The 16,018-nt window shown below is 73.2% G+C and carries 7 protein-coding genes; 6 read left to right on the top strand and 1 reads right to left on the bottom strand.

Annotation, left to right across the window (positions count from 1 at the left end):
- Positions 1 to 8 precede the first annotated feature (8 nt).
- The 6 genes from AzCIB_RS00980 to AzCIB_RS00955 are packed head-to-tail and all read left to right on the top strand — an operon-like array spanning position 9 to position 15,463.
- Entirely contained in the window at positions 9 to 2,681 is a 2,673-nt protein-coding gene (locus AzCIB_RS00980) for a hypothetical protein (RefSeq protein ID WP_050414178.1), read from the top strand.
- A complete protein-coding gene (locus tag AzCIB_RS00975) occupies positions 2,678 to 3,061 on the top strand; it encodes a response regulator (protein WP_050414177.1) in 384 nt (127 codons plus the stop codon). The genes AzCIB_RS00980 and AzCIB_RS00975 overlap by 4 nt, the downstream gene beginning before the upstream one ends.
- Entirely contained in the window at positions 3,054 to 6,308 is a 3,255-nt protein-coding gene (locus AzCIB_RS00970) for a poly-gamma-glutamate biosynthesis protein PgsC/CapC (protein WP_050414176.1), read from the top strand. The genes AzCIB_RS00975 and AzCIB_RS00970 overlap by 8 nt, the downstream gene beginning before the upstream one ends.
- Positions 6,305 to 8,866 carry a hypothetical protein gene (locus tag AzCIB_RS00965; protein ID WP_050414175.1) on the top strand — a complete coding sequence of 854 codons (2,562 nt, stop codon included), beginning with the start codon at positions 6,305 to 6,307 and terminating at the stop codon, positions 8,864 to 8,866. The genes AzCIB_RS00970 and AzCIB_RS00965 overlap by 4 nt, the downstream gene beginning before the upstream one ends.
- The gene (locus AzCIB_RS00960; protein WP_157058397.1) at positions 8,850 to 9,761 is read left to right on the top strand and encodes a hypothetical protein; all 912 of its coding nucleotides are present in this window, start codon (positions 8,850 to 8,852) and stop codon (positions 9,759 to 9,761) included. The genes AzCIB_RS00965 and AzCIB_RS00960 overlap by 17 nt, the downstream gene beginning before the upstream one ends.
- Positions 9,758 to 15,463, top strand: a complete 5,706-nt coding sequence (locus AzCIB_RS00955) for a hypothetical protein (protein ID WP_050414173.1) — start codon at positions 9,758 to 9,760, stop codon at positions 15,461 to 15,463. Before AzCIB_RS00960 ends, AzCIB_RS00955 begins: the two co-directional genes overlap by 4 nt.
- Here the strand turns inward: AzCIB_RS00955 and AzCIB_RS00950 are convergent.
- Complete coding sequence (locus AzCIB_RS00950) at positions 15,367 to 16,014, bottom strand: hypothetical protein (RefSeq protein ID WP_050414172.1); 648 nt, start codon at positions 16,012 to 16,014, stop codon at positions 15,367 to 15,369. The two genes, AzCIB_RS00955 and AzCIB_RS00950, sit on opposite strands and share 97 nt — an antisense overlap.
- Positions 16,015 to 16,018: the final 4 nt, after the last annotated feature.

Below are 16,018 nucleotides of genomic sequence, written 5' to 3'. Positions count from 1 at the left end.
GCCGGAGGATGCGACCTGCAATCCTGTGGCAACGCCTGCGCGAGCTTCCGGGCTTCGTCGCAGGCGCCACCGCGGTGGTTGCGGTGTGGCTGATTTCGATGCTCGGGGGACTGCGCGCCCTCGACCACGTCTATTACGACTTCATCGTCGGGGCGATGGGCGAGCCTTCGAGCGCGCGCTACGAGGTGCTGCTGGTCGAGACGCGGCCCGGCGAGACGCACGACTGGCCGCAACTCGGCGAGCGCCTGTTCGCCGCCGGTGCGCGACAGCTCGTGTTCGTCGCGCCGCTGACCGCAACGGAGCTGCGCGCGCTGGCCGCATGGGGCGACGAGCGCGTGCTGGTCGGCCGCGCGCCACTCGAGTCCGGCAATCCGCCGCAGCTGCGTGCCCCCGAGGCGCTCCCCGACGACCTCGCGCAGCGCGTGCGCACGGCGCTCGTCGCGCTGCCGCTCGGCGAGGGCGGATCGCAGCGCGGCCAGTCCGGCGACTTCCGCATCGGGCCGCGGCTGCTGCCGGGCATCGAGAAGGCCGCGGCGACGGCGGCGGGACGCACGCCGGTGCCGGCCATGTTCGGCATCAACTACCACCGCGGCACGACGCTGCCGCGCATCGGCGCCGATCGGCTGGAGCGCGAGGCGCCCGTGCCGGAGTTGGTGCAGGACCGCACGGTGATGGTCGGGCACGCGGCGCAGCCGTGGCTGGCACACTACGACGCGCCGGGCATGCCGCGCGGCAAGCGCCTGACGCAGCTGGAGGTGCACGGCCTCGCGCTCGACAGCCTGCTGCAGGACAAGGCGGTGCGCGAGTTCGGGCCGGTGGCGAGCGTGCTGGCGCTGATCCTCAGTGGCGTCGCGCTGGTGGTGGCCTTCCAGCCGCTGCGCCTGTTTTCGGCCTTCTGGGTGAGCCTCGCGCTGATCGCCGGCAGCGTACCGTTCGCGTGGCTGACGATGCGTCTCTTCGACCTGTGGCCGCCGGTGCTGGAGCTGTCGCTGATGACCGCGCTGGCCTTCCCGTTGGTGTACCGCGCCAAGGCGCGCACCGAGGACCGCCGCCTGCGCAAGCTGATCGGCGAGACGTCGACCAAGCTGCAGAACCGCTACCTGCCGCCGGGCTTCGCCGAGAGCGACGAGCACTGGATCTACGTGACGAATCTGGTCGACCAGATCCTGCAGTCGAACCGCACGATCTTCCTCGAGCGCGTACCGGACGACCACCGCGTGCGCGAGATCCATGCGCTGCGCTGCTCGATGGGCGACATCGACGAGCTGCGTCGCGACTACCAGCGCGTGCCCTACACGCTGGCGATCGAGCAGCGCGGGGTGGTCGAGATCGACGTCGTGCGGCGGCCCTACCTGACGGTGCAGCCGGGCCGCGAGCGGCAGTTCCTCGCGCCGCTGATCTTCGGCGCCGAGGTGCTGGGCTTCTGGGCCTTCGGCGTCGAGGAAGAGCGCGTCGGCGACATCGCGCACTTCCGCGCGATGGTGGACAACATCGCCGGGCAGATCGGCGAGCTGCTGTATCAGCGCCAGCTGTGGCAGGCGCGGCAGGCGAACGAGGGAGCGGCGTGGCGCCGTTACCTGAGCGACGATGCGATCACGCAGCACCGCCGCCTGTCGCAGGCGATCGTCGCGCTGGAGCGGCGCGTGTCGAGCTTCGAGCACCTGTTCGCGGGCCTGTCGACGGCGGCGATCGTGTTCGACCTGTTCGGCCGCGTGGTGCTGGCGAACGAGCGCATGAGCACGCTGCTCGCCGGCGCCGGCCTCGCGCCCTACGGCATGACGGCCGCGGACCTGATCGCGACGCTGTCGGGCCAGGACGCCGGCCGCGTGCGCCAGACGGTGCAGGCGCTGCTGTCGGCCAGCGCGCCGACGGTGCTGCCGGCGCAGCTGCCGGGCGACGCGCCGGGCCACTACATCCTGAGCCTGCGCTCGCTGGAGCAGGATCCCGAAGCGACGGGCGACACGACGCCGTTCCGCAGCCACGGCCTGTTGCTGGAGATGATCGACGTCGCCGAGATCCACCGCCTGTATGGCGTGAAGGGCGAACTCATGGGCTACCTGTGCCACCAGCTGAACAACCATCTCGCGGCGGTGCTGGGCGCGACGAAGCTGCTGCAGATCGAGCCCGCGGCGCTGGACGAGATGAACCCACTGATCGACGCGCAGTGCCGCAAGGCCACGGCGACGCTGGCGCGGGTGCAGGACCTGCTCACGCACGAGCTGCAGGTCGACTTCGGCGGCAGCTATCCGGTGGATCCGCGCGAGCCGACCACGCACGCGGTCGACGCGCTGCGCCCCAGCGCGGACGAGCGCCGCATCGGCTTCGATGTGCACATGCCGACGACGCCCGTGCTCGCGTACGCGAACCCGCGCGAGCTTCCGGCAACGCTGGCGACGCTGCTGGACTTCCTGCTCGAGGACGCGGTCGAGGGCTCGCGCATCGGCGTGAGCCTGATCGATCGCGCCGACCATGTCGAGTTGGTGCTGACGAACAGCGGCTTCGGCATGCCGCAGGCGCGCCTGGACGCGAGCCTCGCGGCCGCGGCGAGCGCCGGCGACGACCCCTTCGCCCGCCTGCGCCGCGCACTGCAGCGCATCGGCCACTGGGGTGGCCAGGCACGGGTGTCCACCGGACTGGGCGAAGGCTTCCGGATCGCCCTGACACTGAGGAGTTTCCAATGAGCACGACTTCCCTTCCCCGCGCGCTGGTGGTCGAGGACGAGGAGCTGCTCGCGCGCGTCGTCGAACGCCTGCTGACGAGCCGCGGGCTGGCCGTCGATGTCGCGGGCCACGGTGGCGAGGCGATCGAGAAGCTCGGCAGCACCCGCTACCGGCTGGTCGTCACCGACCTCATGATGCCGGTGCTCGACGGCGAGCAGCTGGTGCGCTGGATGCGCGAGGAGGCTGCGCTCGACACGCCGGTGATCGTGCTCTCGGCGATCCGCGATGCCCGCCAGCGCGAGCGCCTCGAGGCCCTGGGCGTGAGCGCGATCCTGCACAAGCCGCTCGACATGGACGACTTCCTGCAGCGGGCGGTGGACCTGGCGGGTGGCGATGCCTGAGTGGTTCCCGCTGCCGATCTTCCCGGAAGGGGGGCTCGCCGGCTCGGTCGTGACGACCGTGTGGATCGGCGTTGCGGTGGTGGTGTTCTTCAACCTGCGCCTAGGCTGGGTGCTGTCCGGCCTGGTGGTGCCGGGTTACCTCGTGCCGCTGCTGCTGACGAAGCCCGCCGCCGCCGCGGTGGTCGTGGGCGAAGGCATCCTCACCTACGCGCTGGTGTGGTTTTACTCCGAGTTCCTGTCGCGCCGCACCGGCTGGAGCAACTTCTTCGGCCGCGACCGCTTCTTCGCGCTGGTGCTGTGCAGCGTGCTGGTGCGCATCGCGGCGGACGGCTTCGCGCTGCCGGCGCTGGGCGAGTGGGTGAACCAGAGCTTCCAGGTGCAGCTCGACTACCGCAACAACCTGCACAGTTTCGGCCTCATCATCGTCGCCCTGATCGCCAACAACTTCTGGAAGACCGGGCTGCTGCGCGGCCTGCTGCCGCTGGTCGTGACGACCGGGGTGACGCTGCTGATCGTGCGCTACGGGCTGATGACGGCGACCAATTTCAACATCAGCTCGCTGTCCTACATGTACGAGGACATCGCCGCGTCGATCCTCGCCAGCCCCAAGGCCTACATCATCCTGATCGCGACGGCCTTCCTCGCCTCGCGCATGAACTTGCTGTACGGCTGGGACTTTGCCGGCATCCTGGTGCCGTCGCTGCTGGCGCTGCAGTGGTACCAGCCGGGCAAGATCCTCGCGTCCTTCGTCGAGGCGACCGTGATCCTGCTGCTGGCGCACGCGGTGCTGAAGCTGCCGGCGTTCCGCGGCGTGACGGTGGAGGGAGGGCGCAAACTGATGCTGTTCTTCAACATCAGCTTCGCCTACAAGTTCGTGCTCGCCTGGCTCGTGCTGTGGCTGGTGCCGGAGCAGAAGATCACCGACCTGTACGGCTTCGGCTATCTGCTGCCGACCCTCATCGCGCTCAAGATGCACGACAAGGGGATTTACGCGCGCATGACCCGCGCGACGCTGCAGACCTCGCTGGTGGCCGTGTTCGGCGCGACGCTGGCGGGCTTCGCGCTGTCCTTCCTGCCCGACCCGACGGGCATCGCGAGCGCCGACGGCACGCCGCCGCCGGCCGTGCAGGCACACGCCGGGAAGCTCGTCGAAGTCGTGCGTGAAGCGCGCATCGCCGCTTATCGCACGCGGCTGCAGGTGTCGGTGCCGACGCCCAACGCCTTCGAGCTCGACCGCCTGCGCGAGGGGCTCATGCTGCTGGCGGACTACCGGCGCGAGCGCGAACCGGCCCGGCTCGCCGCGGCGATGAAGGTGCTGGAAGGCATCGATTTCCGCATCGAACGCATCGAGGGACGCTACCTGCTGCTGCGCGACAGCGACCCGGGGCGCTTCTGGGGCCTGTACGTGATCGACCTCGACGCCGACACCGAGCTCGCGGTGGAAGTGCCGGCGCCGCTCGACGAGCGCGGCAGCGCGGAGTCCGGCGCGTGGCTGTTCCGCTCGATGCGCGCGCAGTCGCTGGCGATCGCCGGCTCGACGCGCACGGCGAACAAGGATGGCAGCGCCGACGTGCTGCGCGCGCCCAACACGGCGTTCCAGATGTTCCACCAGGTCTTCGGCGCGCGCGAGGTGCTGCAGGTGCGCGGCTACACGGCCGAGTCGGCGCGCATCGCGCACGGCTGGCGCAGCGAGCTGCAGCGTCCGCCGGAAGGCGAGCCGGCCTCGTTGCTGTGGGTCAAGGGCACGCTGCCCGACGGCCTGGACCTGGCGCGCCTGCGCGAGCTTGCCGGCAGCGTCGCGCTGCGCTGGGGCGAACTGCCGCTGCCCAACCTGCAACGCGACACGCTGTACGCGCGCTTCGCCGAGCTGCAGCTGCACCGCGACGACGTGCGCCGCCTGCTCGGCCGCGCCCTCGCCGGCGAACGCGGCGTGGCCGAGACGGTGTCGGAACGCAGCATCGAGGGCTACCTGCAGGACTGGCTGCTGTCGGATCCGACCCGCATCGCGGCCTCGGGCACCGACCTGTACGTGAAGCCGGGCGTCGAGGACCTGCTGTTCTTCGACGACGAGGTCGTCACGCCGCTGCAAGCGGCCGCGGCCGAACATTACCGCGACGGGGCCTGGGCGGCGGACGGGCTCGAGGAGCTGCGCATGATCCAGGGCGCGGCGACGGCGCTGGGCTACGAGCTGCTGCGCTACCGCCACCGCGGCAGCGGCAGCGGCACGGACTACCTGATCCTCGCCGAAGCCGACCGCCCGGCCGACGCGGCGGCCGCCCGCCGCTACTGGGGCACTTACGTGTTCCGCCTCGGGCCGGCGGAGCCCTTCGTCGTCGGCGCGCCGCGGCCGCTGTTCGAGCACAATTCCTTCGAGATGGCGGTGGCGCTGTTCGAATCGCTGCGCGCCCGCGCGCTGCTGGTCGGCGGCGCCAGCCCGGCGGCGAACCGCGATGGCAGCGCCGACATCGTGCGCCTCGCGAACAAGGAGAACCTGTTCAACGTGGTCGGCCAGTCCATCCTGCGCCAGGCCGGCGACGCCCCGCTGCTGACGGTGCAGAGCCGCGCGATGAGCGAACGCACGGACGCGCCGCTGCCCGGCGCCGACGTGCTGCTCGCGGCCGGCAACGGCGCGCTCGACGTGTCGCAGCTCGGCGAACGCGGCCGCCGGCTGGTGGACGTTTTCGGGCGCTACGGCCTGAGCGTCGCCTTCGCCGGCGGCGAACTGGCGAGCGCGGGCTACGAGGTGGGGGCGATGCCGCAGGTGTTCTACCTGAACGCGACGCAGGGCAAGGAATTCGTGACCTTCTGGGCCTCGCCGCTGGCGCGTGCGGGCTTCCGCCAGCAGACCGGCGCGACCGCGCAGCAGGCACAGGCGATGGCGCTGGGGCTGGCGAGCGTCGAGGAGGACATCGCGGCCTATGTCGCGCGCCATGAGCGTTCGGCCCGGACGCTGCCGTCCGCGCTGCGCGCGATGCTCGCACGCTATTCCGCGAGCCAGGACATCGTCGTGCTGCACGGCGCGCTCACGGCGCATCCGCAGCTGCGCTTCGAGCGCGTCGTGGATGTCGGCTCGCGCCAGGGCTTCCTCGCGGTGCTCGACCGCGACGGCGGACTGCTGGCGCTCGCCAACCTCACCGCACGCGAACCCGAACGCGATGTCGCGCTGAAGCGCGAGGCGCTGCGCGCAAGCCTCGACGCCTTCGTCGAAGGGCGAGCGGGCTGGCTGCTCATGGAGGATGCGCGATGAAGTGGCTGGCACGCCTTCTCGCCGTCGCGCTGCTGGCGCTCGCCGCGTGGTGGCTGATGCCGCGCTTCGCGGCCGTCGACACCTCGGCCCTGCTCGGGCGCGACCGCGATGGCTGGAAGCTGGAGATGGTGCCGCAGGCGACCCTCGCCGCGACCTATCTCGCGGAACGCGAACGCTGGCTCAGCTTCCCGGTGCCGGCGGGCGCGAACCGCGTGCGCATCGTCAGCAACGCCAACCTGTTCGACCTCGCCAAGGCCCGCGACGCGCGCACCGCCGACCCGCGGCGGCGCTGGCGCTACGCGCTTGACATCGAGATCACCGACGGCGAGGGTGCCGTGCTGCTGCGCCGGCGCCACCACCACCGCACCGACCTCGCCGAGCTGCGCCTGCCCGACGGGCACGTCGTCACGCCGGCCTTCTATCTGAACGAGACGCTGAGCCCGGTCACCGGCGTGGTCGTGATGCTGAACCTCGGCGGCCTGCCGCAGGCCGCGCGGCTGCGCATCCGCCTCGCCGAAGGCGACGCCGACATCGCCGACGTCGCGGTACGCGCCTACTTCCCCGAGCCCGCGAGCGATCGCCAGCTCGACTACCTGTGGCAGCGCCTGTCGGAACGGCAGAAGGCTTCGTTGGCAAAGGGCAGCGTGTATGCGCACGAACTGCTGACCGACGCGGAACGCCATAACCTGTTGCACAACCCGTGGCAGCCGGCGGGACCGCAGGGTGCGCGCGGCGTGGATTTCCGCGGGCGCGACCTGTACGTGCTGCGCGACATCGAGGGCGAGCCGGTGGACGATCCGGTCGCACCGGCCGGGCTCGTCGCCGCGCCGGGGCGCCCCGCGGTGCTGCCGCTGCCCGAGGGCGGCGGCACGGTGCACTTCGAGGCGATGCCGCTGGCCGCCGACGCCCCGCCCACGGAGGCCGCCGCCCCCGCAGCGCGGCTCGCGGGCCGCTGGTATGCCGGCGACAGCGTGCTGCGCGAGGACGTCGCGATCCCGCTCGCCCAAGCGGCCGGCTCCGGGCCGCTGCGCGGCGAACGCCGCCTCGGCGGCGGGCTGGTCGAGCTGGAAGCGACCCGCCCGCTCGCGCTGCGCGCCTTCATGGACATCGCCGGCACGCGCACCGAGATCACGCCCGACCGGCTGTTCCAGCGCCTGTTCGTCGCCGACGCGGCACAGCCGGTGAGCTTCGCGATCGCCCATGCCGATGGCGCCGCGACACCGGTCCGCGTCGAGGCGCGCTTCCTGCAGACCGCCGCGAACCCGGCCGCGGCGCCGGTGCTGCGCTATGCCTTCACCGCCGCCGACGGCGCGGTGCTGCGCGAAGGCGACGTGCCGCTGAGCGCCGACGCCTCGCGCTACGACGAACCGCTCGGCGCGCTGCCGGGCACCGTGGTGTCGGAGCCGACCGAGATCTTCTTCTCGGTGCCGCCGCAGGCGACCGGCCTGCGTCTCGGCGCGGCGCCGGGAAGCGCCTCGCGTTCGCCCGTGCTGGTCGGCGTGTCGACCCGGCCCGCGCAACTCGCGCGTCAGATCCGCGCCCCCGAAGACCGTTACGATTTCGGCGCCAAGGGCCTGCGCGTGCCGGCGTGGTTCCCGATCCTGCCGCAGGACTACGAACGCCTGATCGCCGGTAACCGCAGCCAGCTCGTCGCCCTGCAGCCGCGGCCGCCGAAGGAGCGTCCCGAGTTGCTCACCGGTCGCTTCATCTACGACGATTTCCGCCCCGGCGGACGCTGGCTCGCGCGCGAGCTGCTGACGCCGCGCGAAACCGGCAGCGTGATGCGCGAGGAGGCGCTGCCTTCGACCTACTCGCCGCTGGCCGCGGGTCGCGCGCAGAAACTCGATTTCCCCGCGTGGATGGGGCTGCGCCAGGTTGCGCCGACGCTGCGGTGGGTCGCCCCGGACGATACGCCCTTCACCGCAACCGTGACCGTCGACGGCCTCGCGCATCACAGCTTCTCCGGCCGCAGCCGCTATGGCGAGGCGCGCCTGCCGCCGCTGCCCGCCGGCGCGCACACGCTGAAGGTGGATGTCACTGCGGACGGCAGGCGGAGCAGCGCCGGACGGCCGCGGCTCTTCATCAACCACGCCACCCCGCGCGCCGACGCCTATTCGCTGCGTCTCGCGGCGCGCCTCGACGGCGAGCTCGCCTTCGACGTCGAACGCAGCACCCGCGACGAGGAAGTCCTCAGCGCGCGCCTGTTCCAGCCCGCCGGCTGGCAGGGGCGCAGCCGGCTCGCCGCGCGCATCGAAGGGCCTGCGCCCGCCGCGCTGACGCCGCTGCCGGGCTGGCTGTTCGACGAGCGGCGCTTCGACGTGCGCCCGGATCCGAGTTGGGCCGCACCGGTGTTCGACACCCGGGGCGAGCGCAGCGACGCCGGCCAACCGGTCCAGATCCTGATCCCCGCCGGCGCGCCGCCCGGACGTTACCGCGTGGTGTTCCGCCTCGAGGAGGGGCCGCCCGGCTATCTCGCGCTGTCGCGCATCAGGCCGGGGGTCGAGACGCGGCGACGGATCTTCGAGGAAGCGGAGGTGCGCCATGTGGCGGTCGAGTAAGTCCCGGTGCACGAGCCTCGCCGCCGCCTGCGTGGTGGCGTGCACGCTGCCGGCCGCGGCACAGTCCGTCGCGACCACCGCCAGCGCGGCGCTGGCGGCCGCAATCGAGCCGCGCCTGACGGAGGCGCTGCGCGGCGGGCACTACGTTGCGCCGAGCGGCGACGACCTCGCACGCGCCGAGCGCCTCTTCGACCGCCTCGCAGCCGGCTCGCCGCCCGATGCGCTGCGCGCCGAGATGCGCGCGCTGGGTCTCGTCATCGAACGCGACGGCCCGCTCGTGATCGTGCGCGAACGCGAGGACGCACGGCGCGGGCGCGGCTTCTACGTCTTCCGCGACGGCGCGCGCCCGGACGTGCTGCACGTGCCGCACGGCTTCAAGGACGAGATGACGCGCGACATCGGATTGGCGCTGTTCGTCGAGGGCAACTTCGCCGCCGCCGCGTGGAACACCGTGCCGCGCCGCTACGAACGCGACGGCGCACAGGTCGATGCGGACGTCGCCCACCTGCCGGGCACCTGGTTCAACGCCTTCGTGCGCGCCACCGCACGCGCCTGGCCGCAGGGGCGCAGCCTGCAGATCCACGGCTTCGACCCCGGCAAGCGCCGCAGCGAGGCCGGGGCCGAGGCCGCGCTGATCCTCGCCGACGGTACCGCCGTGCCGGATGACGCCCTGCGGCGCCAGCGCGACTGTCTCGCGTCCCGACTGGGGCGCGACGTCGCCCTGTTCCCGGACGACGTGGGCGAACTCGGCGGGACGACCAACGTGCAGGGCCGCACATTGCGCGGCCTCGGCTACGGCGGATTCGTGCATATCGAACTCAGCCGCAGCCTGAGAACCACCCTGCGCGACGACGCCGGCGCGCGCGCGAACCTCCTCACCTGCCTCCAGCCATGATCCGCCCCTCCGCACTCCGACCACGCCGCAAACCGCTCGCCTGCGCCATCGCCGCGAGCCTCGCGCTGCTCGCCGGCGGCAGCGCCGCGCAGGTCGACGAGGTGCAGCTGCGCCTGCTGACGCAGTTCGAGCTGCCGCTGCGCTGGGACAACGTCGAGGCGGGGCGGCCCTACTGGACGCGCGGCGTGCAGCCGGCATGGCGCGGCACGGAAGGCCTGCACGCAGTGCGCCTCGCACCGGGCGAGTCCGTGACGGTGCGCGTCCCGGCGGGCGAGAGCCTGCGCGTGCGCGCGCTCGACGACGCGGCGAAGCTGGCGCTGACCGCAGTGGAGGCGCTGACGGTCGCGTTCTCGAACGGCACCGGCCTGTATGCCGGCCGCGGCCCGCGCCACAGCACCGATGGGCTCGACTGGCTGGTGGACGCCCCCGATGCCGCGCCGCAGGCCGGCCCGCAGCTCGCGCGCGTGTCGCTCGCCGCGGGGCACGGCGAGGCGGTCGAACTGGCGCTCTTCGTGTCGCGCCGCGAACCGCTCGGCCGCATCGCGCCCTACCGCAGGCTGCACGACCTGCCGGGCAAAGCGCTGGACGTGCATCAGCAGAAGGACAGCCGCCCGCTGCACTACTGGGCAATCGAAGCGCAAACGCCCGCCTCGGTCGAGGTCGAAGGCCCTGCGCGCTTCGCGCTGCGCCTGCGGCTGCGTTACCCCGCGAGCGAGGCCGCGAGCGCGCAGCACTGGCGCGTGGCCGCGACGCTCGACAAGCAGCCGCTCGCCACGCTGGAATTCGCCACCGGTGCCGAAAGCACGTGGGCGGTGGAGATCGACGGGCGCGCGAGCGTCGTCAGCCGCGAGAAGGAAGGCTATTTCGAAGTCCCGGCGGGACGGCACCGGCTGACGCTGGCGAGCAGCGCGCCGGTGATCGCGCGCCTGCTGTCGCAGGCCGACCCCGACTACCTCGTGCCGGCACTCAACGCCCCCGACACCACCGCGGCCGAGGCGCGCGCGGAGATCGCAAACGAAGCACCGCTGGCGCTGCGGCTTTCCGCCTGGGGCGACGCGGGCAAGGATGGAGCGGCGATCGTCGCCGCGCGCGAACGCGTCTCCCCCGCCGCCGTGCAGGCCGCGGCGCTGCAGCTCGTCCGCGACAACCGTCACCGCGAGGGCGGTTCGGTCGGCGCAGCGGCGATGCGCGAAGTCGCCGCGCTGCGCCGCGACGACCCGACGCTGCGCAGCGAAGCCGGCGAATACGCGCTGCACACCTTCTACCGCGACCTGCTGCCGCGCGACAAGCGCCAGCCCGGCCCGCTGCGCCATGCCTGGTTCCTCGCCCCGCGCCTGCTCGCCGACGGGGAGGACGGCCGCGGCACGGTGCTCGCCGGCCAACATGCCGACGAGCTCCCCGGCAGCCTCGCGTCGGGCCGCTTCCTGCCCTTGGGCGGCGGAGAGACCGACGCCCACGCCTACGATCTGCCCGAACGCTTCGCACCGTCCAGCCTGCGCATTGCCGTGCATGCCGACGACGTGGCAAGCGACGCGACGGTCTTCGTGCAGTACGACGACGCGCCGCCGGTGCCGTTGACGCTCGCACCCTACCCCGAACTGCCGGGCGCGGCCTTCGTCCCATCGGGCGGCGAGGCCGCGCTGCGCCTGCAACAGGAGCGCTTCCGCGACGAACACGGCGAGCACCGCGACGACGCTCCAGGCTACGGCACCGGAACGCTCTCCGGCGCCTTCAGCCGTCGCCACCTGCCCGGCCCGCTGGTTGCCGCACGCCTCGCCGAGCTGCCACTACCAAGCGGCGTGCGGCAAGTGCGCGTGTGGCGCGGCGGCGCGCACGGACAACCGCTGTGGGTCGCCCTCGCCTACCGCGCGTCGAAGCCCTTCCAGCTCACTGAACGCGCCTGGCTGGAAGCGGTGCGCACGCTGCGCGGCGGACCGGAGGACGAAACGGGCGCGATCGCCTCCTTCCTCGCGGCACTCGGTCCCCCAGCCGACTTGCCCAGCCCATCCGATGCCGAAGCGGACAGCCATTGGCAGCCGCTCGCACGCCGGCTGCGCGCGCAGGCGGCCCAGTTCGCCGCCGGCATCGCGCCCATCGACATCGCCGCTGACCGCCGCCGCGCCGCCCCCGCGACGCAAACCCTGCGCGAAGCCGAAAGCCTCGCCGCCCGCGGGCAATGGCTGGGCGCCCTCGAAGCGTGGTCCGCCGCGCTCGCGAGCCCCGTCGCGACCGAGCGCGAGCAGGCCTTCGCGGGACGCATCACGGCGCTGCGCCGGCTGGGCGAGGACTACATCGCCGAACGCCTGCTGCGCCAGCGCATGCTGCACGACGCCGACCCCGCGGCACGGCGCGGCGCGCGCGACATGCTGATCGCGCTGTACCGCGAGGGGGGCGACCTCGACGCCGAACAGGCGACCCGCGCCGCCGCGCTGCTGCGCGGGAACGTACATGAGGGTGGCGAACGCGAGGCCACGGAACTCGTCGCCGCGCTCGTATCCAACCTCCTCGACAACGGCGAACCCGATCTCGCGCTGATGGCCGGCCTGCTGCTGCCGCGCCGCGAACGCCCGCTCGAAACGATGCTGCACGCTGCGCACGCCCAACAGTGGTGGGCGGTGTTCGACGAACTCGTCGGCGACCTGTCCGATCCGGCGCGTCAGGCCTTCTGGCGCGCCCAGCGCGCGCTGGGCGAAGGCCGTCTCACCGACGCGGAAGCGCAGTTCGCCCGCGCCGGCAGCGAGGGCGCGGCCTTCGCGGCGCACCTCGCCCGAGCGCGTGACATCCACGCGGCGCTGCGCGCGGATGCGACCGCCGCCGAACGGGCGCTGCCCGACTGGGCGGACTGGCAAGCGAGCCATCCCGGCCCGCACCGCTGGCAGGACGCCGCCCACCTCGCGACCGATTTCGCCGGCGCGCAGGCGCTCCATTCGATCGACCGCGACGTCGGCTTCACCGCCTTCCGCGCCGAGCCCGAACGGCCGCTGCGCCTGCGCGTCGCCGGTCCGGCGAAGCTGCGCATCGAGGCCCGCCCGCTGCATCGGGCCGACAGCGCAGACCGCATCGACGGCTGGCTGCGGGTGCGCGGGGCCGGGCGCGAATGGCTCGCGCCGATCACGTCGAATGCCGCCGCACCCGCGCTGCAGCTCGTCGGCCGCCCGCAGACCGCCGCCGGACGTGCGGTGGTGCAGGAGATCGAAGTCGGGCCGGGCTGGCACGACTTCGCCGCCGACGGCGGCGACCGCCCGCTGCTCGTGCGCGTCGCGATCGACGAGGCCGCCCTGCCGCTGCCCCTGCTGCCACGCCTGACGCCCGACACCGCCGTTGCACGCGCCGCGGGCGCCGGGGTGGACCTGCAGGACCCGCTGCGCTGGCCGGCCCCCTGCATCGACTGTTCGCTGCTGCTCGACGTGCATCCTGGCGAGCCACCGCGCCGCCTGCGCCTCGCGCGCAACCTGATCGACGCGAACCCGGCCACCCTCGCCGACACTACCCCGCCGCCCCTGCCCGCCGCGACCGGGCCGACCGACAGCGCCAACGAGGCCGCCCTGCGTGCCGCCGGCGACTGGCAGACGCTCCTCGCCTGGCCCGCCGAACGCTCCGACGCCGCACTGCGCGAACGCGTCGCGAGCCTCGCGTGGCTCGCCGAACACCAGCCCGAGCGGCAACACGCCGCCCTCGCGCTCGCCGAGGACATCCTGCACGCGCACCCGACCGTGCCGGGGCTGTCCGCGCTGGTCGCCCGCATCGCGCGCGACGCGGTGTGGACGCCGCTCGACAGCGTCCAGGCGAGCGCCGGGCTGCGCTCGCGCGAAGTCGCCGGCTGGGACCCCGAATCGCCCGCGCTGCGCGTGCGCCGCGCCCTGCTCGCGCCGGCCAGCACCGACGAGCGCCTGCTCTCGGGCGCCAACCGCCTCGTCGTGTCGACCCAGGACACGACGCCGACCCGCATCGAGGTCACGCTCAAGGCCGAAGATGCCGGCGCGCTGCCGCCGCAGGCGATGACCGCGCTGCTGCAGATCGACGAGGCCGCGCCCGTGCCCTTCGTGCTCGAACCCGGCCGCACGACCGCGCGCCGGATTGCGCTGCCGGCCGGCGCCCACACGCTGCGCGTGTGGATCGCGCAACCGCTCGCCGACCAGTTCCTGCGCGTGCGCCTCACCGAACCGGGCCGGCCCGCCTTCGCCGACCGCACCGAGCGCTTCTACCACGTCGCGACGCGCGCCGAGCCGCTGCGCGTCGCGATCGACGGCCCCGCCTGGCTGCGCATCGACGAATGGGTGGATGGCCGCAGCGAGAGCCGCTACCAACGCATCGAGGCGGGCTGGCAGGAGATCATCCTGCCGCCCGCCGCGGGCCGCACCGAATCGCTGTACCGCCTGCACCTGCGCAGCCTCGACCCCGGCCGCCCGCGCAGCGAACCGCGCACCTACAACGCCGCACCGCAACCGGTGGCGCCGCCTGCGGTGACGATCGCCGACCGTCCGACCGGTACGGGCATCGCGTTCGACGACCACTTCCCGCTGGGCGGCCAGGAAGACGGCACCAGGAGCCTGAGCCTCGCGCGGCGCGAGCGTCTGTACGGCTTCGAGGACAGCACCTCCTCCGCGACGAACCGCCTGCCGGCCGGGCCACGCGCACGCGTCCGCATCGACCGCTATTTCGACTGGGTCAATGCCGCCCTCGGCGGGGATCCGCGCAGCCCCGCGCTCAAGCGCGTCCTCGACCGCTTCGTGCTCGGGCGCCTGACCGCCGCACAGACGGGTCCGTTCGCGCCCAGCCTCGAACGCATCGCGCGTCGCCTCGGCATTCGACGCGCCGCCGCGGAAGACGCCGAGGAGCACGAACGCTTCACCGAATTCGCCGCCACGCACCGCTACTTCGCCGAGAGCTGGAACACCCATTACCGCAGCGACCTGCTCGTGCGCGAGCGCGAAGGCGGCGGCCCGACGCTGGGACTGCGCGGCGCGGCGAGCACCGCGCCGGCCTGGACCCACTGGAACTTCCACGTCGAAGGCAGCGCCTTCGCGCAGAGCCCCGCCAACAACGACTACCTCGAATCCTCGTGGGGCCTGCGCGCGAGCGCGACGCACCTCTTCGCCTTCACCCCGCGCCTCACCATGCAGCCGCGCATCTCGCTGTTCTGGCGCGGCCAGAGCCTCGGAGCCAACCGCTTCTTCGCCGCCGGGCGCATCGACCAGGACATCTACAGCCCCTACCGCGACCACCACCCGCGCGGGCTGGAAGTGGCCAAGACCCTCACCTGGCGCCCGTGGCTGGACACCGAGCTGTACGCCGGCGCGGGCGTCACGACCAACCCCGACATGAACCCGCTGAAGTCGCCCGACCATCTCTCGGGCCGCCTCGGCTGGCGCCAGCTGCTCGGCCCGCTGCGCTTCGACGCCAACTGGGACGGCCGCCAGTACTTCGAGGACAGCCACCGCGCCGACGATTCGACCGGCGGCGCGCTCAACCTCGAAGTCGGCTGGGAACACTGGCTGCCGCGCCGCGAACGCCTGGAACTGGGCCTCACGCTGCGCCGCGACCTCGCGCGCGACCGCAACCTGTTCGGCCTCGAACTGACCTGGCACTTCGGCAACGGCCGCGGCTACCGCGACTTCCGCCCCGGCGAGATCGACTTCCGCGACCTGCGCGAGCGCCGCGCGCCGCAGGCGCACAACAACCGCATGCGAGACGAACCGTGATCGCCTGGCAAAGCCTGATCGCCGCCCTGCCGCCGCACCAGCGCAAGCTCGAACGGCGCGTACTCGACGCCTTCGCCGCCGAGCACCTGCGCTGGCTCGCCGCCGGCCGCCGCCAGGGCAGCCTCGCGCCCGACGGCGACGACGCCCTGCCGCTGGCCGACTTCCTCGCCGAGACGATCGCCGCAGGCCAGAGCGGCATCGACGAGCTGCGCCAGGGCCACGCCCGCTTCGTGCGCGACCTCGGCCTCGCCACCGGCGACGACGAACGCCGCCGCCTGCTGCTCGCCCACGCCCGCGCGCTCGGCGCCGACCGGGCGCAGCTCGCCGGCGACCGCGCCGCGCTGGCCCGCTGGTTCGGCGCCGACGCGCTCGCCGACCGCCTCGACACCCGCATCGCCGCGCTGGAGCGGCGCATCGTCGTCGCGCTCGAGCTGCTCGGCCGCCACGCCCGCGCCACCTTCGCCGCCGCCGACGACCAGACCCGCCCGTGGCTGTGGCAGCGCTTCGACGTCGAAGGCACGGCGCGCGCGCTGTTCGCCTTCGACGGCCATGCGC

The sequence above is a fragment of the Azoarcus sp. CIB genome (assembly GCF_001190925.1).
Lineage (GTDB): Bacteria > Pseudomonadota > Gammaproteobacteria > Burkholderiales > Rhodocyclaceae > Aromatoleum.
Note: the sequence above shows the minus strand (reverse complement) of the source record. Positions and strands in the feature narration are given on the sequence as shown.

Bases quoted from the DNA above. Each gene is read 5' to 3' on its own strand.
- AzCIB_RS00965 (WP_050414175.1), top strand. From the start codon at position 6,305: ATGAAGTGGCTGGCACGCCTTCTCGCCGTCGCGCTGCTGGCGCTCGCC.
- AzCIB_RS00950 (WP_050414172.1), bottom strand. From the start codon at position 16,014: ATGGCCGTCGAAGGCGAACAGCGCGCGCGCCGTGCCTTCGACGTCGAA.
- AzCIB_RS00970 (WP_050414176.1), top strand. From the start codon at position 3,054: ATGCCTGAGTGGTTCCCGCTGCCGATCTTCCCGGAAGGGGGGCTCGCC.
- AzCIB_RS00960 (WP_157058397.1), top strand. From the start codon at position 8,850: ATGTGGCGGTCGAGTAAGTCCCGGTGCACGAGCCTCGCCGCCGCCTGC.
- AzCIB_RS00980 (WP_050414178.1), top strand. From the start codon at position 9: ATGCGACCTGCAATCCTGTGGCAACGCCTGCGCGAGCTTCCGGGCTTC.
- AzCIB_RS00955 (WP_050414173.1), top strand. From the start codon at position 9,758: ATGATCCGCCCCTCCGCACTCCGACCACGCCGCAAACCGCTCGCCTGC.
- AzCIB_RS00975 (WP_050414177.1), top strand. From the start codon at position 2,678: ATGAGCACGACTTCCCTTCCCCGCGCGCTGGTGGTCGAGGACGAGGAG.